We start from the raw sequence: 18,206 nt of genomic DNA on the forward strand, positions 1-18,206 counted from the left end.
CGAGCAGCCCACCGCCTGACCCGGTGCACGCCCGGGCGGGGCGGTGGGCCGAGCACGGTGGTCAGGGGCGCAGGCGGGCGGCGAGGCCGGTGAGGAGCCCCACGACGCCCTCCGGGCCGTCGACCACCACGTCCGCCCGCTCCCGCAGCTCGGTCACCTCGTCGCTGCCGCTGCACACCAGCAGACCGGGGGTGCCGCCGGAGCGGAGTTCGCCGACCGCCGCGTAGGCGGGGAGGTCGCCGAGGTCGTCGCCCGCGTAGAGGACGGACTCGGCGCCGAGCTCCCGGACGTACTCGCGCAGGGCGACGCCCTTGTCCATGCCCGGCGGGCGCAGCTCCAGCACCATGCGGCCGGGCTCGACGATCAGGCCGTGGCGGGCGGCGAGGCCGTGGAGGGGGTCGCGCAGTCCGTCGAAGGCTGCCTGCGGGTCGGCGGCGCGGCGGGTGTGGACGGCGATGGCCCGGCTCTTGTCCTCGATCCAGGTGCCCGGCCCGGCGCCGACCCGGTCGAGCAGGCCCGGCAGCTCCTCGCGGACCGCGGCGACGCCGGGGTGCGGGGCGGGGGCGCTGACCTCGCCGCTGACGGCGTCCCAGCGTTCGGCGCCGTAGTGGCCGAGGACGACCAGGTGCTCCAGGCCGCCGGCGCCCGCGAAGCCGCCGTGGCGCACGGCGACGTCGGCCGGGCGGCCGGTGATCACCGCGACGGCCGCGACCTTCGGGGCGAGGGCGGCGAGCGCCGGTACGGCGTCCGGGTGGGCGCGGGCCTGCTCGGGGTCGGGCACGATCGGAGCGAGGGTCCCGTCGAAGTCGAGCGCGATCACCGCCTTGCCCGGCCGGGCGAGGATCGCGTCGAGCCCGGCCCGCCCGGCGGGGGTGGCGGGCGTCGGGAGGGTCTTTCCGGTTGCGGTCTCGTGGCTGCCCATACGGCGACCCTACCGACCCGCCGCCGCGCCTACCGCTCCGCCCGCCGCCGCTCCCGTATCCGCCGCAGCCGGTGCACCGTCACCGGGTCGTGCGCCAGCGCGCGCGGGTCGTCGAGCAGCGCGTTGAGCAACTGGTAGTAGCGGACCGGGGCCAGGCCCAGCTCCTCGCGGATCGCCCGCTCCTTGGCGCCGGGCCCGGTGAAGGCCCGGCGCTCCAGGGCGAGGATGTCCCGTTCCCGGCGGGCGAGCTGCTCGTGGTCCATGCCGTGCACGGTAGCCGCCGCCACCGACAGGGCGGGCCCGGACCGGGGCCGTCAGCCCGCCGCCGCGCTCTCCGCCGTCGTCGCCGTCGACTGCAACTGGCCCAGGATCGACGCCGGGCTGCCGCCCGGTGCCACGGCGGAGCCGATCCGCTGCTTGACCTCGGCGCTGACCGCCGCCCAGGAGGTCTTGCCGACGGGGTAGAGCTCCGCCAGGGCGAGCTCGTCCAGGAAGGGCTTGAGGTCCCGGTCCTCCGCCGCCGCGCTCATCGCGTCGGAGGCGGAGTTGGTGACCGGCAGCAGGTCGTACCGGCGGGAGAAGTCCAGGACGTTCTCCTCGCTGTAGACGAAGTCGAGGAAGTCGCCGACCTCGTCCTGGTGGCCGTTCTGCTTGAAGGCGAGCATCCAGTCGGCGACCCCCATGGTGGCCTCGGACTCGCCGTCCACGCCGGGCATCGGCACCATGCCGAAGTCCACGCCGTGCTGCCCGGCCGTCCTCATCAGGGACGGGTGCCCGTTCAGCATGCCGACCTCGCCCCTGGCGAAGGCGGCGAAGGCGTCGGCCCGGTCGAGCTTGCCGGGGGCGACCGGCCCGGTCAGCTGCCTCCCGACCAGCTCGTCGCGCAGCCAGGTGAAGGTCTGGACGTTCTCCGCGGAGTCGATGGTGTACGTGCCGACCGTGTCGGTGTAGCCGCCGCCCCCGCTGAGCAGCCACTGCATGGTCTCGGCCTGCGCCTCCTCCGAGCCGAGCGGCAGCGCGTAGGGGTACTTCACGCCCTGTGCCCGCAGCGCCTCGGCGGCGGCGGCCAGCTCCGCCCAGGTGGTCGGCGGGGTGAGGCCGGCCTCCTGGAAGAGCTTCTTGTTGTAGAAGAGCAGCCGGGTGGAGGCGGCGAACGGCATCCCGTACTGCACCCCGTTGACCTGCCCCGCCGTCGCCAGCGCGGAGGAGAAGCCGGCCTGCACGGGTATGGAGAGCAGGGCGTCGGCGGTGTAGAGCAGGTCGTCGGCCGCGTAGTCGGCGTACGCCCCGATCTGCGCCATGTCGGGCGCCTTCCCGGCGTCGACCATCTCCTTGACCTCGCGGTCGACGTCGTTCCAGGAGTACACGCTGACCTCGACCCGGACGCCGGGGTGGTCGGCCTCGTAGGCGTCCACCAGCTTCGCCCAGTACTTCTCCGAGCTGTTCGCCGCGGTGTCGCCGTAGTCCGCGGCGACCAGCCTCAGCGTCACGTCGCCGGAGCCTCCGGTGAGGCCGCAGCCGCCGAGGACCGCCGTCATGCCCAGTGCGGACATCACCGCGATCATTCCTGTTCTGCGCCGCCGCTGCACGCTGTAACCCACCCTGTCCATACGTCGTTCACATCGTCCGAAATTCGGAATAAGGTCTACACCACGCGAGTGGACTAGACCTCTTCCGGGTCCACGGGCCACACTGTCCCCCGTGAGACACGTCATCGCCCTCGATGTGGGCGGCACCGGGATGAAGGCCGCCCTGGTCGGGGCGGACGGCGCCCTGCTGCACCGGGCGCGCCGCGCCACCGGCCGCGAGCACGGGCCGCAGGCGGTGGTCGACGGCATCCTCGACTTCGCCGCCGAGCTGCGCGCCCACGGCGAGCGGCACCTCGGCGCCCCCGCGGCCGCCGCCGGAGTCGCCGTCCCCGGCATCGTCGACACCCGGCACGGCATCGCCGCCTACGCGGCCAACCTCGGCTGGCGCGACGTACCGCTGCGCGCGCTGCTCACCGAACGGCTCGGCGGGACCCCGGTCGCCCTCGGCCACGACGTGCGCACCGGCGGCCTCGCCGAGGGCCGCCTCGGCGCCGGCCGGGGAGCCGACCGCTTCCTGTTCGTGGCGCTGGGCACCGGCATAGCGGGCGCGATCGGCATCGACGGCCGGGTGGAACCGGGCGCGCACGGCTTCGCGGGCGAGATCGGCCATGTCGTCGTACGCCCCGGCGGGACCCCCTGCCCCTGCGGTCAGCGCGGCTGCCTGGAGCGGTTCGCCTCGGCCTCGGCGGTCGGCGCGGCCTGGGCCGCGGCCTCCGGCGACGACCGGGCGGACGCCGCGGACTGCGCGAAGGCGGTGGCGTCCGGGGACGCCCGCGCCACCGAGGTCTGGCAGCAGGCCGTCGACGCCCTGGCCGACGGCCTGGTCACCGCCCTCACCCTGCTGGACCCGCGCACGCTCGTCATCGGTGGCGGGCTCGCCGAGGCGGGGGAAACCTTGTTCACACCGCTGCGGGACGCGGTCGGACGACGCGTCACCTTCCAGAAGCCGCCGACGATCGTTCCCGCGGCCCTCGGGGACACGGCGGGATGCCTCGGCGCCGGACTCCTGGCCTGGGACCTGCTCACCACAACGGACCGTACGGAGGAACCGACGTGACCGGTATGCCCTCAGCGGCGCGGGGTACCGCGCGACCAGCCGCGAGCGACCCGCACCCCGCGGCGGACGGGACCCCCCTGGTCCTGGCCGGCGCCGGCGTCGTCCTCCCCACCGGGATCGCCGCGGACGGCGAACTGGTCGTCGACGGCGCCCGGATCGCCGCCGCGGCCCCGCACAACGCCCCGGTGGTCGACCTGTCCGGCCACTGGGTGGTGCCCGGCTTCGTGGACCTGCACAACCACGGCGGCGGCGGCGCCTCCTTCACCTCCGGCACCGTCGAGGAGGTCCTGCGGGGCATCCGCACCCACCGCCTGCACGGCACGACCACCCTGGTCGCCTCCACGGTCACCGGCGACATGGACTTCCTCACTTACCGCGCCGGCCTGCTGTCCGAACTGGCCGAGCAGGGCGAGATCGCCGGCATCCACTTCGAGGGCCCGTTCATCTCGCCGTGCCGCAAGGGCGCGCACTCCGAGGCGCTGCTGCGCGACCCGCAGCCGGCGGACGTGCGCAAGCTGATCGACGCGGCGCGCGGCCGGGCCAGGATGCTGACGCTCGCCACCGAACTGCCGGGCGGCATCGACTCCGTGCGGCTGCTGGTGGAGCACGGCGTGATCGCGGCGGTGGGCCACACGGACGCCACGTACGAGCAGACGGTCCAGGCCATCGACGCGGGCGCGACGGTCGCCACGCACCTGTTCAACGCCATGCCCGCGCTCGGCCACCGCGCCCCCGGCCCGGTCGCCGCCCTCCTGGAGGACGAGCGGGTCACCGTCGAGCTGATCAACGACGGCACGCATCTGCACCCGGCCGTCCTGGAGCTGGCGTTCCGTCACGCGGGCGCGGACCGGGTCGCGTTCATCACGGACGCGATGGACGCGGCCGGGTTCGGCGACGGCCGGTACCTGCTCGGCCCGCTGGAGGTCGAGGTCAGCGAGGGCGTGGCCCGGCTGGTCGAGGGCGGCTCGATCGCGGGCTCCACGCTCACCCAGGACCGCGCCTTCAAGCGGGCGGTGACCGTCGACCGGCTCCCGGTCGAGGACGTCGTCAGGGCCCTGTCCGCCAACCCGGCCCGGCTGCTCGGGATGGACGACCGGATCGGCTCGCTGGAACCCGGCAAGGACGCCGACCTGGTCGTGCTGGACGCGCACTTCGACCTCAAGGGCGTGATGCGCCGGGGCGAATGGGTGCTCGATCCCCGACTGGGCTGATTCCTCCGCCGGTGCGGAGACGGTGGCCGGCCCGAGGGCTGGGCGGCCCGCCGTCTCTTTGGCATGATCGATCCTCCGGAATTCGACACACGCGTCCTCGGGGGAGGTCGGCCCCGGTGATCCTGACGGTCACGCTGAACACCGCTCTCGACATCACGTACCGCGTGGGCTCCCTGCGGCCCCACGCCACCCACCGGGTCTCCGAGGTGACCGAACGCCCCGGCGGCAAGGGCCTGAACGTGGCCGGGGTGCTGGCCGCGCTCGGCCACGACGTGACGGTCACCGGGTTCGCCGGCGGCGGCACCGGACGGATCGTCCGGGACCGGCTGGCGGCCACGCCCGGCCTGACCGACGCGCTGGTCCCGACCGGCGGCGCGACCCGGCGCACGATAGCCGTGGTGGACGAGCGCACCGGCGACACCACCCGGCTCGACGAGCCCGGCCCGGCGATCGCGCCGCCCGAGTGGTCCGCCTTCCAGGAGATCTACGAGGACCTGCTCGGGACGGCCTCGGCCCTCGCCCTGTGCGGCAGCCTGCCGCCCGGGGTGCCGGTCGGCGCGTACGCGGGCCTGATACGCACCGCCCGCGCGGCCGCCGTCCCCGTGCTGCTGGACACCAGCGGCGAGCCGCTGCGCCGCGGGGTCGCCGCGCGCCCCGACATCGTCAAGCCCAACGGCGACGCGCTGGCCGAACTCACCGGCGCGCACGAGCCGTTGCGCGCCACCCGCGCCGCCCGGCGGCGCGGCGCCCACGCGGTCGTCGCCTCCCTGGGCGCTCAGGGCCTGCTGGCGGCCACCCCGGAGGGCACCTGGCGTGCCACCCCGCCGGGCCGGGGGCACGGCGACCCGGCCGGCGCCGACGACTCCGTCACGGCGGCCCTGCTGGCCGGAGTGGTGGAGCACCGGCCGTGGCCGGAGCGCCTGGCCCACGCGGTGGCGCTGGCGGCGGCCACGGTGCACGCCCCGGCCGCGGGCGAGTTCGACCGGGGGGCGTACGAGGAACTGCTGCGGCGGGTCGCGGTGACCGGGGAGGTCAGCGCGGCCTGAGCCACCGGATCCGGCTCGGCCGGCTCAGCCGCCGACCCAGCCTTCGACCAGCCACATCTGATCGAGGTTGGCGTCGCACTGGTTGCCCTGCTCGCAGGAGACCCTGATGGTGTTGGTGCCCTTGTTGAGCTGGACGTAGTTGTACGTGCGCGTCCAGCCCTTGGCGTAGTCGCCCTCGGCGGCGTTCGCGTAGTTCTTCATGTTGACCGGCGTGGTCGAGGCGGTGCCGTTGACCGTGAGGGTGGCGTTGGCGTCCTTGCCGGGCACGCCGTAGCCGACGTAGAGGGTGTACTGGCCGGACTCGGGGATGCCGTTGACGGTCCAGGTGACCGAGGAGCCGACGGAGTTGAAGCCGGTCACGTAGACCCCGCCGTCCGCCTGGGCGCCCTGGACGTCGGAGGCGGTGGTGGCGGTGCCGCCGAGCTGGAGGGCCTTGGCGTCGATGGTCGGCAGCTCGGCGTCGCTCTGCCCGCTGCTCTCCCCCGACGGGGTCGGCTCCGCGCTCTGCGGGGCGGACACGGTCGCGGAGGGCCGGTCGCCGCCCGCGTCCGGGTCGTCGTCGCCGCCCAGCATGGCCACGCCGATCCCGACGACGACCGCGGCGACCACCGCGACGGCACCGATCAGCAGGCCTCTGGTGTTGGGCCCGCGGCCCCGGCCGCCGCCCCCGCCGGACCCGTGCCCGGGCATCGGCTGCTGGCTGGCCGGCGCGCCGCCCGGGAAGGTCTCGGGTGCGGCGTAATGCGCGTTAGGCCGGCCGTGGGCGCCCTGCTGCTGCGGCACGCCCGGCGGGCCGTAGGCCTGCTGACCGTACGGCCGCTCGCCGACCGTACGCACCCTGCTGACCGAGTTCGGGTAGCCGTAACCGCCGGACGGCGGCTGGGCGCCGTTGGCCTGACCGTCGGCGTACAGGTAGCCGAACGGGTCGTCGTCCTCGGGCGTGCTCGCGCCGTTGTTGCCGGGCGTCATCCCTTGGTACTCCTCAACAGGTGCGGAACGAATGCGGTACGTGGTGAGAAGGGCGAGCCTACCCGTTCCTGATGGCCCGAACGGGTGACCGGGGTCGCATCACCCGGCGACCTGCGGATCATCCCGCGCGCCGGTGCTGTTTGGGACGAGACCGTTTCTCGACGTACATCCGTTCGTCAGCGGATTTCAGCACCTCGTCCGCCGTCATGCCGCAGTGCGCCCAGCCGATGCCGAAACTGGCCCCGACCCGTACGGCCCGTCCCTCGGCCCGGATCGGCTGGATGATCTCGTTGCGCAGCCGTACGGCGAGATCCTGGGCGTCGGCCCGGCCGAGCCCGTCGGCGAGGATCACGAACTCGTCACCGCCGAGCCGGGCCACCGTGTCGCCGTCCCGGACGCCGTTGCCGAGCCGCCGGGCGACCTCGATGAGCACGGCGTCGCCCGCGTTGTGCCCGAACCGGTCGTTGATCGACTTGAAGCCGTCGAGGTCGCAGAAGAGCACCGCGAGCCCCTTGGTGCCGTCGTCCCGGTCATCCTCGGGGGCGACGGTGTGCACGTGGTGGTCGTGGACGTCGTAGGTGTCCCCGCCGCCCGGCACGAAGTCGAAACCCTGGCCGCCGGTGTCGTAGCCGGGGTGGCCGAAGGCCGCGTCGTGGGAGTCGTAGGCGCCGGGGTGGCCGGCCTGGGGGCGCTGGCAGAGCCGGGCGGACAGGCGCGAGCGCAGCTCGGCGGAGTTGGGCAGGCCGGTGAGGGAGTCGTGGGAGGCGCGGTGGGCGAGCTGGAGCTCGCGGCGCTTGCGCTCCTCGATGTCCTCGACGTGGGTGAGCAGGAAGCGGGGCCCGTCGGCGGCGTCGGCGACGACCGAGTTGCGCAGGCTGACCCAGACGTAGGTGCCGTCGCGCCGCCCGAGGCGCAGCTCGGCCCGGCCGCCCTCGGCGGAGGTGCGCAGCAGCGTGCCTATGTCCTCGGGGTGGACCAGGTCGGAGAAGGAGTAGCGGCGCATCGCGGAGGCGGGGCGGCCCAGCAGGCGGCACAGCGCGTCGTTGGTGCGCAGTATGCGGCCGTGCTGGTCGCCGCCCAGCTCGGCGATGGCCATACCGGACGGGGCGTACTCGAACGCCTGCCGGAAGCTCTCCTCGCTCGCCCGCAGGGCCTGCTGCTCGCGCTCCAGGCGGACCAGGGCGCGCTGCATGTTCGCACGCAGACGCGCGTTGCTGATGGCGATGGCGGCCTGGAAGGCGTACATCTGGAGCGCCTCGCGGCCCCATGCGCCGGGCCGGCGGCCGTTGCGCGGCCGGTCCACGGACAGCACGCCGATCAGCTCGCCGGAGGCGGGGCCGCCCTGGGCGCCGGGCGCGTACATGGGGGCGAAGAGGCGGTCGGAGGGGTGCCACTCGTCCTCGAAGCGGGGCGCGGGCCCCTCGGTGTACCACTGCGGGACGTCGTCGTCGTCGAGGACCCAGCCCTCGGTGTGCGGTATGAAGACGAGGTCGCCCCACTGCTCGCCCATGCCCAGCCGCCGCTCCCAGGACTCGCGGGAGCCGACCCGGCCGGTGATCAGCGCCTCGGCGGCGGGGTTGCCGGAGAAGGCGGCGACGACCAGGTCGCCGTCGGGGCGCACCAGGTTGATGCAGGCCAGCTCGTAGCCGAGGGCGCTGACGACCCCGTCCGCGACCGTCTGCAGTGTGTCCGCCAGGCTGCGGGCCGTGTTCATGTCGGCCATGACCTGGTGCAGCTGCCGCAGGGACGCAAGGCGGACATACGGCTCCGAATCGGTCTCCATGCTCGCCCTCCCCCCGAGACTTGGCAGCGAATCAAGGGTTCTCTTCGGCGCCTTTTCCGAGTGGTGCCCTTGCAACTACTTCCGAGTGGCGCCCTTGCAGCCTCCCGCCACTGAATCACAGCGCGCTGCCCACTCGGTACACAGGGTCAACAATTCATGCCCCTTGTGACTCAAGTCACAGATGAACGTGAACAATTGAGTGGAGTTTCTGCGTTTTTCCCGTGCGTTCCCCGAACACAGAATGTGTGCGGGTGCCCCGGTCCCCGTCCGGGGCCGTTCGGTCGCTGGACCTAGGTCCGCCTTAGGGCCGAGGTCCGATGCGGCACCGCCGGAACGGAGATTAGCGTTTCGTCCGTGCCGAACACACACGCATCCGCACCTCCCGTCTCCGTGCCCGCCCAGCCTTCCCCGGCATCGCCCGTTGGGCATGCTGTGGGGGTGACCGACGACGAGTTCCGTGCCGCGATGTCCCGGCTGGCCGCGGGCGTGGTCCTGGTGACCGCGTGCGAGCCGGCCCTCGACCCCGACGACCCGCAGGCGCCGGGCGGCGAGGACGTCGGCATGACGGCGACGGCCTTCATGTCCGTCTCCCTCGACCCGCCCCTGGTCATGGTCAGCCTGCGCGAGGGCGCCCGGATGGACGACCTGCTGAGCGAGCAGCCCCTGTGGGCGGTCTCGGTCCTGTCCGAGAGCCAGCGGCACATCGCCGGCCGGTTCGCCATGAAGGGCCGCATCAGCGACCGGCTGCTCTTCGAGGACATCCCCTACGTCCGCGGCGAGGCGACGGGCGCGCCCCTGGTGGGCGGCGCGCTGGCGACGCTGGAGTGCCGCACCGAGCAGCGGGTGACGGCCGGGGACCACACGCTGGTGATCGGGCGGGTGCTGACCGCCCGGGTGCCCAGCGCGGACGGGGGCCCGCTGCTGTACTTCAAGGGACGCTACCGGCACCTGGGCTGAGCCGGCGGCCCGGGCCGGGCGGCGGGAGCACCGGCGCGGATGAGAGCGGATGAGAACGGCACTAGTGCCAGTCGCGGCCGGAGCGGCCCCGCTTGGTGTCCGAGCGCTGCTTCTTCTCGCGCAGCCGGCGTTCGTTGATGCCGCGCGGGATCCGGGTCGGCCGGCGGGGCCTGGGCGGCGGCGCGGTGGCCTCGGCGAGGAGGGCGGCGAGCCGTACGGCGGCGGCCTCGCGGTTGCGCCACTGGGAGCGGTGCTCGGAGGAGCGGACGGTGACGACCCCGTCGACGAGGCGCCCGGCCAGCCGCTCCAGGGCGCGCTGCTTCCACACCTCGGGCAGGGCCTCGGTGGCGGCGAGGTCGAACCGCAGCTCCACGCTGGTGTCACTGGTGTTGACGTGCTGGCCGCCCGGCCCGGAGGAACGCGTGAAACGCCACTGGAGCTCGGTCTCGGGCAGCGAGACGGAGCCGCGGATGACGTGGGGACCGGCCATGGCTGACATGTTCCCGTCTGCGCGGTGCGGAAGTCATGCGAATATCGCCGACCCGGCCGGGCCGCCGGGTAAAGAAAGTAAAGCGGGGGGAACCCGTGGCACCACCCGCGGCGTTCATAGAGGTAGCGGTAGCTTCTGTAACCGCACACGCATAGCGCACGCATAGCGCACGCATCGAGGGAAGGAACTCCCGACCATGGCTGTAAGCCTGTCCAAGGGTGGCAACGTCTCGCTCACCAAGGAGGCTCCGGGCCTGACCGCCGTCACCGTGGGCCTCGGCTGGGACGTCCGCACCACCACCGGCACCGACTTCGACCTCGACGCGTCCGCGATCGCGGTCAGCACGCAGGGCAAGGTCTACTCGGACCAGCACTTCGTGTTCTTCAACAACAAGCAGACGCCGGACCAGACGATCGTCCACACCGGTGACAACCGCACGGGTGAGGGCGCGGGCGACGACGAGCAGATCAACGTCAACCTGGCCGGCCTCCCCGCCGACATCGACAAGATCGTCTTCCCGGTCTCGATCTACGACGCGGAGTCCCGCTCGCAGAACTTCGGCCAGGTCCGCAACGCCTACATCCGCATCATCAACCAGGACGGCGGCACCGAGATCGCCCGCTACGACCTGTCGGAGGACGCCGCCACCGAGACCGCCATGGTCTTCGGCGAGCTCTACCGCAACGGTGCCGAGTGGAAGTTCCGCGCCGTCGGCCAGGGCTACGCCTCGGGCCTGGTCGGCATCGCCCAGGACTTCGGCGTGAACGTCTGAGCCACGGCCGCCCCAGGCCCCTGACGCCGGACCCCGGCGCCGCCGACGCGGCTCCGGGGGCCCGGCGGCGCTCGTCACGGCTGCCGCGGTCTGCCCTCGCCGTACAGCCACTCCTTCCAGACCTCGTCGAAGTCCTTGCCCGGCGCCCGCCGCTCGACGTACGCCGTGAAGTCCGCGGTGCTCGCGTTGGCGTGCCGGTGGGCGGCGGACCAGCCGCGGAGCAGGGCGCGGAAGGCGGTCTCGTCGGCGAGGGTCCGGCGGACCCGGTGCAGGACCATCGCCCCGCGGTCGTAGACGGGCCGGCCGGAGACGTGGGCGGCGTCCGGCGGGTTGGCGGGCGGGAAGGACCAGACGGCCTCGTTCTCCGCGGGGACGGCATAGCGGGTCCCGGCGTACAGCTGGTCGAAGACCTGCTGGGCGGTGTCGCCGCCGTGCTCCTCCGTCCAGAGCCACTCCGCGTACGTCGCGAAGCCCTCGTTGAGCCACATGTCCCGCCAGGACGCGGGCGTGACGGAGTTGCCGTACCACTGGTGGGCGAGTTCGTGGACGAGCAGGCCGGTGTCGGGGGCGCCGGGGAAGACGGGGCGGTTCTGGGTCTCCAGGGCGTAGCCGGCGTCGCCGGGGCGCTCGACGATCGCGCCGGCGGAGGCGAACGGGTACGGGCCGAAGAGGTCCTCCGCCCAGGCGAGGACCTCCGGGACGCGGGCCAGGACCGCGCGGCTCGCGGCGGCCTCGGCCGGGTCGACGGCGGTGTGCACGGGCAGGCCCCGGGGGGTCACCGTGCGGGTGACGTCGTAGCGGCCGATGGCGAGGGTGGCGAGGTAGCTCGCCATGGGACGGCGGGTGCGCCAGGTGGCGGTGGTACGGCCGCCGGTGGTCCGTTCCGCGCGCAGTTCCCCGTTCGACACGGCCCGCAGGCCCCGCGGCACGGTGACGGTGATGTCGTACGCCGCCTTGTCGGACGGGTGGTGGTTGCCGGGGTACCAGGCCATGGAGCCGACCGGCTGGCCCAGGGCCAGCGCGCCGTCGTCGGTGGGCAGCCAGCCCTCCTGCGAGCCGTCCGGGTCGGTGATCGTGGCCGGAGTGCCGGAGTAGCGGACCGCCACCCGGAAGGTGCGGCCCTCGGCCAGGCCGTCGCGGGGGCGGACGGTCAGCTCCTGGCCGGCCCGGTTCCAGCGGGCGGCGGTGCCGTCGACGGTGACCTGCCCGACGGTGAGCCCCCTGAGGTCCAGGTCGAAGGCGGACAGGTCCTGGGTGGCCCGGGCGGTGATCGCGGCCCGGCCGGTGAGCTGGCGGGTGCCGGGGGTGTACGACAGGGTCAGGCCGTAGTGGGTGACGTCGTACCCGCCGTTGCCCGCGTGCGGGAAGTACGGATCGCCCGCGCCGGAGCCGCCGGGGGTGCCCTCGACCGCGGTGCCTGTGCACGCCGTCAGGGCGAGGGCGAGCAGGGCCGCGGGGACAACCGGTGCGTAACGGGACACGTCCGAGATCCTACGAGTGGCATGACACCATCACCTACGTGCTCGACATCGGCTACGCCCTCTCCACCCGCTTCCCGGACCCGCCCCAGACCGACTACCGCCGCGCGGACGTGCACGCCCTGCGGCACGACCTGTTCTGCGGTGACGTCTATCTCGCCGACACCGACACGGACCGGGAGCTGTCCACAGCCTGGGGATGGGTGCCGGTGCTCGACTTCGCGTGGGCCCTGTGCGACATCGTCGAGCAGCTGGACCGCGACCCGGCGGGCTCCCGCGCCGCCCGTCCCCAGCACGCGGAGCTGGACTTCACCGAGTCCACCGACCGGCTGCTCTTCGAGCGCCGCTTCGGCTGGGTCGACATCGAGTCCGACTGGCAGCCGGCCGAGGAGCCCCCGCTCACCTTCTCCCACGGCGACCTGCGCCGCGAGGCCCGGGACTTCCTGCACGACCTGATCGCCGACCTGTGCGACCTGCACGAGGACCTGGCGGAGAACCCGGCGGTCTGGTCCCTCCAGGCGCGCTTCCCACGGGTCCCGTGACCCCGCGGGCACCCGGGGCCCGGGCACTGCCGGGGCGCTCCGGCAGACCCCGTGACGCCACCGGCACCCGGCGCCGTCGGCACACCGCGGGCCCGCGGGCGGTATCACGGGAGGCGTGGGAGTGCTCCCGCGGTGCGGGGCGCCGGGTGCGCGGGCGTCGCGGAGCCTGGGGGAAGTGACCCCGCGCCGAGCGGTCACTCCACCCTGATCCCCAGGGCCCCCGCCAGCACCGGCGCCAGCTCCACCAGCTGCCCCGCGCTGATCACGGCCCCCGACAGCCGGTCGATCCCCCGGGTGATCTCCAGGGGCGCCGCGCCCCGCAGGTCCACGTCCGCCAGGGTCGCCGCGCCGAAGTCCGCCCCCTTCAGCACGGAGTCCGTGAACTCGACGCGCTCCAGGGACGCGCCCGCGAAGTCCGGTTCGACCAGGACGCAGCCCTCGAAGACCACGTCTCTCAGCCGGGCCGCCCGCAGGTTGAGGAAGTCGAGCTTGCCGCCCCGGACCAGCACGCGTTCCAGGACGGCACCGTGCAGCTGGGCGCCGCCCAGGCGGGCGTCGCGCAGCTCGACGTCCCGCAGGGTGGCTTCGCCCAGGTCCGTGCCGACGCCGCGCGGGGCGGTCAGGACCGAGTCCAGCAGGCGCGCCCGGTGCAGCCGCGTCCCGTCCAGCGCGCACCCCGTCAGCGCGCAGTCCATGAAGCGGGCGCCCGCGCCGTCCTGCCCGCCCAGCTCCGCGTCCCGGAACTCCAGCCCGTCGTAGTCCCCGTCCGGCTCCAGCCCTCCGCCTCCGTACGCCTCCAGCCCCGGCAGCCGCACCTCCGGCCGCCGGGCCGCCCGTACGCCGCCCGCCGCTCGCCTCACCATGCCCCCATCCTGCACCCCACCACTGACAGCCGGCCTGACCTGCGAAGACATGCGTGCCACGAGAACCAGGCCGCCCGAATCCGGCCCGCGATGTCACATACGGGGCCGCCACCGGAGTCGTACGGGCGACAGCAGCAAGGCACCCGAGCAACCCCGAGCAACTCCGAGCAACCCCGAGCAACCCCGAGCAACAAGGAGACCGATCCCATGCCCCGTCTCACCGTCATCGGCGGCGGCTTCGCCGGCCTGACCGCCGCGATCGCCGCCGCCGAAGCGGGCGCCAAGGTCACCGTCCACGAGGCCCACCACACCCTCGGCGGGCGGGCCCGCACCGCCGAGGGCCCCTACCGGACGAACGAGGGCCCGCACGCCCTCTACGACGGCGGCCCGCACTGGGCCTGGCTCAAGCAGCGCGACCTGATCGGTCCGCTCGCCCCCGTCCCGCCCCTGGAGGCCGCCCGGCTGCGGCTGCGCCACCGGGGCGCCCTGCGCCGTACCCCGCCGTTCGCCATGCTCAAGCTGCTGCGCCGCGCCGCCCGGCAGGCCCCCGTCGACGTCGACTTCCTGACCTGGGCCACCGAGCAGGCGGGCGAGGAGGGCGCGCGGGCCGCCGCGCACTACTCCGCCGTCGCCCTCTTCCACCACGACCCCGGCGCCCTGTCCGCCGCGTTCGTGCAGGAACGCCTGCGCCGGGCCACCAAGCTGCCGCCCGAGGCGCACTATCCGCGCGGCGGCTGGGCGAGCGTCATCGACCGGATGGCCGCCCGGGCCTGGAACCTGGGCGTCCGGATCGAGACCGCGTCCCGCGCCGACACCCTGCCCACCGGCACGCCCGTCATCGTCGCCACCTCCCTCGACGCCGCCCGCCGCCTGCTCGGCGACGACTCGCTGACCTGGCCGAGCGGTCGCACGGCCCTGATCGACCTGGCCGTACGCACCCGGCGCGGCGACTCCTTCATCGTCTCCGACCTGGACGCGCCCGGCTGGCTGGAACGCTTCACCGCGCAGGACCGCACCCTCGCCCCGGCCGGCGAGCAGCTCGTCCAGGGGCAGATCCCGATCGCCCCGCACGAGTCCCGCGCCGACGGCGTCGCCCGCGCCGAGCAGCTGCTCGACCTGGGGTTCGCCGGCTGGCGCGACCGCGTCACCTGGCGGCGCGAGGCCGTCGCGGCCGGCCGTACCGGCGCCGTGGACCTGCCCGGCACGACCTGGCGCGACCGGCCCGCCGTGCACCGCGGCGACGGCGTGTACCTGGCCGGCGACCAGGTCGCCGCGCCCGGTGTCCTGTCGGAGGTGTCCTTCAACAGCGCGCTGACCGCCGTGTCGCTGGCGCTCGGGCAGCGCCGCCCGCGGGCGCTCGGCCTGCGGCACGCTTGACCTCGACCAGGCTTGATGTTGAACAGTGGGGCGGCAAGAGCAGCGAAACCGCCAGCGACGGGGGGACCCACTCATGCACGCCATCCGCCTCCACTCCTTCGGCCCCGCCGAGAACCTGGTTCTCGAGGAGGTCCAGGACCCCCGGCCGGCCCCGGGCCAGGTCCGCGTCGCCGTCCGGGCCGCCGGGGTGCACCTGCTCGACGCGGCCCTGCGCGCCGGCCACCCGGGCCCCGGCCGCGCGCCCGAGCTGCCCACCGTCCCCGGCCGCGAGGTCGCCGGGGTCGTCGACGCGCTCGGCGCGGGCACGGACGAGGCCTGGCTCGGCAAGCGGGTCGTCGCCCACCTCGGCTTCGTCCCCGGCGGTTACGCCGAACTGGCCGTCACCGACGCCGGCCGCCTGCACGAGATCCCCCCGGGACTCGGCTTCGCCGCGGCCGTCGCCATGGTCGGCACGGGGCGTACGGCGATGGGCGTCGTGCAGTTCGCCGAGCCGGGGCCGGGCGACGTGGTCGTGGTCCCCGCCGCGGCCGGCGGCATCGGCACCCTGCTCGTGCAGTACGCGAAGAACGCCGGTGCCACCGTCATCGGCCTGGCCGGCGGCCCGGAGAAGACCGGGCGGGTCGCCGCGAACGGCGCCGACCTCGCCGTCGACTACCGCGACCCCGACTGGCCGGAGCGGATCCGGGCCTACGACGGCAAGGTCACCGTCGTGTACGACGGCGTCGGCGGCGACGCCGCCCGCACGGCCGTCGGCCTGCTCGCCCCCGGGGGCCGGCACATCGTCTTCGGCTGGTCCGCCGACGGCATCCGGGACGGCGGGCCGCTGGTCGTCGAGGGCGTCACCGTGCAGGTGCTCGGACCGGTGATGCTGGAGCGGGCGGGCGGCCCGGACCCCCTGCGCACCCTGGAGCTCCGCGCCCTCGCCGAGGCCGCCGCGGGCCGGCTGACCCCGGCCGTCCACCGCTTCCCGCTCTCCGAGGCCGCCGCCGCGCACCGCGCCCTGGAGAACCGGGGCACGACCGGCAAGGTGGTCCTGGAGCCGTGAGCGAAATGCCCGGCGACTACCTGGCCGGGTGGGGCGTGGCATCAGTGCGGTACGCCCCGTTTCATGGTCTTCTGGCCAGGTGACCGCGCCTCGGACGAGTGACCTTACGGACCGCGTGGCTGCCGACCCCCACCGCTGGTGGAGCCTGGTGGTGATCGCCGTCGCCCAGTTGATGGTCGTCCTCGACTCGACCATCGTGAACATCGCGCTGCCGTCCGCCCAGGACGAGCTCGGCATGTCCGACGGTGACCGCCAATGGGTGATCACCGCGTACACCCTCGCCTTCGGCGGGCTGCTGCTGCTCGGCGGCCGGATCGCCGACCTGCTCGGCCGCAAGCGCGTCTTCGTCACCGGGCTGATCGGCTTCGCCACCGCCTCCGCGCTGGGCGGCGCCGCCGTCAGCCCGGGCATGCTGTTCGGCGCCCGCGCGCTCCAGGGAGCCTTCGCGGCCGTGCTCGCCCCGTCCGCGCTGAGCCTGCTCGCCACGGCGTTCACCGACCCCAGGGAGCGCGGCAAGGCCTTCGGCATCTTCGGCGCCCTGGCCGGCAGCGGCTCCGCTCTCGGCTTCATCGCCGGCGGGCTGCTCACCGAGTACCTCGACTGGCGCTGGTGCCTGTACGTCAACACGCCCATCGCGATCGTCGCGGTGTGCGGCGCCTTCGCCGTCCTGCGCGACCGGCCCGGCCGGGCGGGCGCCCGGCTCGACGTCCCCGGCGCGCTGCTCGGCTGCGGCGGCCTGGTCGCGCTCGTCTACGGCTTCAGCGAGGCCGAGTCCCGCGGCTGGGCCGACGGGTTCGTGCTCGGCCTGCTCACGGCGGGCGCGGCGCTGCTGGCGGTCTTCGTGTGGTGGCAGGCCAGGACGCCCGAGCCGCTGCTGCCGCTGCACATCGTCCGGGACCGCGACCGCGCGGGCTCCTACCTGACGATGATGCTGGCCATCATGGGCATGTTCGGCCTGTTCCTCTTCATGACCTACTACTTCCAGGTCGTCCTCGGCTACTCGCCCGCGTGGACCGGCCTGGCCTTCGTCCCCCTCACGGCGGCGACCGTCACCGGCTCCCTCCAGATCGCGGGCCGGCTGCTCCAGCACGTCCCGCCGCGCACCCTGATGGCCCCCGGCATGTTCCTGGCCGCGTGCGGGATGGTGATGCTCACCCGGCTCACCGTCGACTCCGCCTACCTTACCGACATCCTGCCCGGCCTGCTCCTGATCGGCCTCGGCATGGGCCTGACGTACATGCCGGTGTTCGCGACGGTGACGGCCGGCGTCGCCCCGCGGGACTCCGGCGTCACCTCGGCGACCCTCAACACCTCGCAGCAGGTGGGCGGCTCCGTCGGTACGGCCCTGCTGAACACCGTCGCCACCACCAGCACCGCCGGCTACCTCACCGCCCACCTCACCGACCCCGCCGCGCGCGCGGAGGTGACCCGCGAGGCCGTCGTCCACGGCTACACGGTCGCCCTGTGGTGCGCCGCCGGCCTGATGCTGCTGGCCGCCCTGGTCACGTCCCTGCTGGTCACGGCGAGGGCCCCGAAGCACGGGACGGCGGGACGGGCACCGGTGGCGGAGTCGGTCGGCTAGCGCCGCCCCGAGGAGGTGTCCTGGCCGGGACCCGCCCCGTCGGACCCCAGCTCGGCCAACGCCCCGTCGGTCAGCCGGTACACCGACCACTCGTCCTGCGGACGGGCCCCCAGGGACTCGTAGAAGTCGATCGCGGGCCGGTTCCAGTTCAGTACCGCCCACTCCAGGCGCTCGTAGCCGCGCCGCACGCAAGTCCGGGCCAGTTCCCGCAGCAGCGCCTTGCCGTGACCGCCGCCCCGCGCGTGCGGGCGGACGTACAGGTCCTCCAGGTAGATGCCGTGCACGCCGCGCCAGGTGGAGAAGTTGAGGAACCACAGCGCGAAGCCGACCGCCTCTCCGGTGGCGTCGTCGGCCGCGATGTGCGCGTACGCCGCGGGGCGCTCGCCGAACAGGGCCTCCCGCAACTGCTCCTGGGTGGCCTTCACCTCGTGGGGTGCCTTCTCGTACTCGGCGAGCTCCCGCACCAGGGCGTGGATCAGGGGGACGTCGTCAGGTGTGGCGGTACGGATCATGCCCGCAGGCT

At 74.2% G+C, this 18,206-nt stretch carries 18 protein-coding genes; 9 read left to right on the forward strand and 9 right to left on the reverse strand.

Annotated features, from left to right (window positions below; translation table 11 throughout):
* Positions 1-61: 61 nt before the first annotated feature.
* From otsB to ACFF45_RS05710, 3 genes are read right to left on the reverse strand one after another with little or no spacing between them, the layout of a single operon-like run.
* Positions 62-922, reverse strand: coding sequence for a trehalose-phosphatase (gene otsB, locus ACFF45_RS05700; protein WP_381342713.1), 861 nt, complete (start codon positions 920-922; stop codon positions 62-64).
* Between the two features lie 29 nt (positions 923-951).
* The gene (locus ACFF45_RS05705; RefSeq protein ID WP_381342715.1) at positions 952-1,185 is read right to left on the reverse strand and encodes a DUF3263 domain-containing protein; all 234 of its coding nucleotides are present in this window, start codon (positions 1,183-1,185) and stop codon (positions 952-954) included.
* A gap of 51 nt (positions 1,186-1,236) precedes the next feature.
* The gene (locus tag ACFF45_RS05710) at positions 1,237-2,475 is read right to left on the reverse strand and encodes an extracellular solute-binding protein (RefSeq protein WP_381342718.1); all 1,239 of its coding nucleotides are present in this window, start codon (positions 2,473-2,475) and stop codon (positions 1,237-1,239) included.
* Between the two features lie 148 nt (positions 2,476-2,623).
* Between ACFF45_RS05710 and ACFF45_RS05715 the strand changes: the two genes are divergently transcribed.
* The 3 genes from ACFF45_RS05715 to ACFF45_RS05725 all read left to right on the forward strand — a co-directional run bounded on the left by ACFF45_RS05715 (position 2,624) and on the right by ACFF45_RS05725 (position 5,825).
* Complete coding sequence (locus ACFF45_RS05715; RefSeq protein WP_381342721.1) at positions 2,624-3,568, forward strand: ROK family protein; 945 nt, start codon at positions 2,624-2,626, stop codon at positions 3,566-3,568.
* Positions 3,569-3,573: 5 nt separating this feature from the next.
* On the forward strand, positions 3,574-4,779 hold the full coding sequence (nagA, locus tag ACFF45_RS05720; RefSeq protein WP_381342841.1) for an N-acetylglucosamine-6-phosphate deacetylase: 1,206 nt from the start codon (positions 3,574-3,576) through the stop codon (positions 4,777-4,779).
* Between the two features lie 116 nt (positions 4,780-4,895).
* Positions 4,896-5,825 carry a 1-phosphofructokinase family hexose kinase gene (locus tag ACFF45_RS05725; protein ID WP_381342723.1) on the forward strand — a complete coding sequence of 310 codons (930 nt, stop codon included), beginning with the start codon at positions 4,896-4,898 and terminating at the stop codon, positions 5,823-5,825.
* A 24-nt stretch (positions 5,826-5,849) separates the two neighbouring features.
* Here ACFF45_RS05725 and ACFF45_RS05730 read toward each other — a convergent pair whose 3' ends face one another.
* Together ACFF45_RS05730 and cdgB are read right to left on the reverse strand one after the other, a co-directional pair.
* The gene (locus tag ACFF45_RS05730) at positions 5,850-6,794 is read right to left on the reverse strand and encodes a CBM35 domain-containing protein (RefSeq protein WP_381342726.1); all 945 of its coding nucleotides are present in this window, start codon (positions 6,792-6,794) and stop codon (positions 5,850-5,852) included.
* A 118-nt stretch (positions 6,795-6,912) separates the two neighbouring features.
* On the reverse strand, positions 6,913-8,577 hold the full coding sequence (cdgB, locus tag ACFF45_RS05735) for a diguanylate cyclase CdgB (protein WP_381342729.1): 1,665 nt from the start codon (positions 8,575-8,577) through the stop codon (positions 6,913-6,915).
* A 354-nt stretch (positions 8,578-8,931) separates the two neighbouring features.
* Here cdgB and ACFF45_RS05740 point away from each other — a divergent pair, with 354 nt between their 5' ends.
* Positions 8,932-9,534: a flavin reductase family protein gene (locus ACFF45_RS05740; protein WP_381342731.1), complete on the forward strand. Its 603-nt coding sequence runs from the start codon at positions 8,932-8,934 to the stop codon at positions 9,532-9,534.
* A gap of 61 nt (positions 9,535-9,595) precedes the next feature.
* Here the strand turns inward: ACFF45_RS05740 and arfB are convergent, their stop codons facing one another.
* Complete coding sequence (gene arfB / locus ACFF45_RS05745; RefSeq protein WP_381342734.1) at positions 9,596-10,033, reverse strand: alternative ribosome rescue aminoacyl-tRNA hydrolase ArfB; 438 nt, start codon at positions 10,031-10,033, stop codon at positions 9,596-9,598.
* A gap of 187 nt (positions 10,034-10,220) precedes the next feature.
* Here arfB and ACFF45_RS05750 point away from each other — a divergent pair, with 187 nt between their 5' ends.
* A complete protein-coding gene (locus tag ACFF45_RS05750) occupies positions 10,221-10,796 on the forward strand; it encodes a TerD family protein (protein WP_381342737.1) in 576 nt (191 codons plus the stop codon).
* Positions 10,797-10,870: 74 nt separating this feature from the next.
* On the opposite strand, the gene ACFF45_RS05755 is transcribed toward ACFF45_RS05750, so the two are convergent.
* Positions 10,871-12,277: a M1 family metallopeptidase gene (locus ACFF45_RS05755; RefSeq protein WP_381342740.1), complete on the reverse strand. Its 1,407-nt coding sequence runs from the start codon at positions 12,275-12,277 to the stop codon at positions 10,871-10,873.
* Positions 12,278-12,315: 38 nt separating this feature from the next.
* Here ACFF45_RS05755 and ACFF45_RS05760 point away from each other — a divergent pair, with 38 nt between their 5' ends.
* Complete coding sequence (locus ACFF45_RS05760; RefSeq protein WP_381342743.1) at positions 12,316-12,816, forward strand: hypothetical protein; 501 nt, start codon at positions 12,316-12,318, stop codon at positions 12,814-12,816.
* 194 nt (positions 12,817-13,010) lie between these two features.
* On the opposite strand, the gene ACFF45_RS05765 is transcribed toward ACFF45_RS05760, so the two are convergent.
* Complete coding sequence (locus ACFF45_RS05765; protein ID WP_381342746.1) at positions 13,011-13,679, reverse strand: pentapeptide repeat-containing protein; 669 nt, start codon at positions 13,677-13,679, stop codon at positions 13,011-13,013.
* Between the two features lie 207 nt (positions 13,680-13,886).
* Between ACFF45_RS05765 and ACFF45_RS05770 the strand changes: the two genes are divergently transcribed.
* From ACFF45_RS05770 to ACFF45_RS05780, 3 genes are all read left to right on the forward strand, one after another.
* Entirely contained in the window at positions 13,887-15,056 is a 1,170-nt protein-coding gene (locus ACFF45_RS05770) for an FAD-dependent oxidoreductase (RefSeq protein WP_381342748.1), read from the forward strand.
* Positions 15,057-15,129: 73 nt separating this feature from the next.
* On the forward strand, positions 15,130-16,101 hold the full coding sequence (locus ACFF45_RS05775) for a zinc-binding dehydrogenase (protein WP_381342751.1): 972 nt from the start codon (positions 15,130-15,132) through the stop codon (positions 16,099-16,101).
* 115 nt (positions 16,102-16,216) lie between these two features.
* The gene (locus tag ACFF45_RS05780; RefSeq protein ID WP_381342754.1) at positions 16,217-17,683 is read left to right on the forward strand and encodes an MFS transporter; all 1,467 of its coding nucleotides are present in this window, start codon (positions 16,217-16,219) and stop codon (positions 17,681-17,683) included.
* On the opposite strand, the gene ACFF45_RS05785 is transcribed toward ACFF45_RS05780, so the two are convergent.
* Positions 17,680-18,195, reverse strand: coding sequence for a GNAT family N-acetyltransferase (locus ACFF45_RS05785; protein ID WP_381342757.1), 516 nt, complete (start codon positions 18,193-18,195; stop codon positions 17,680-17,682). The two genes, ACFF45_RS05780 and ACFF45_RS05785, sit on opposite strands and share 4 nt — an antisense overlap.
* Between the last annotated feature and the right edge of the window lie 11 nt (positions 18,196-18,206).

The sequence above is a fragment of the Streptomyces cinereospinus genome, assembly GCF_042430725.1.
Classification (GTDB): Bacteria; Actinomycetota; Actinomycetes; order Streptomycetales; family Streptomycetaceae; genus Streptomyces; species Streptomyces cinereospinus.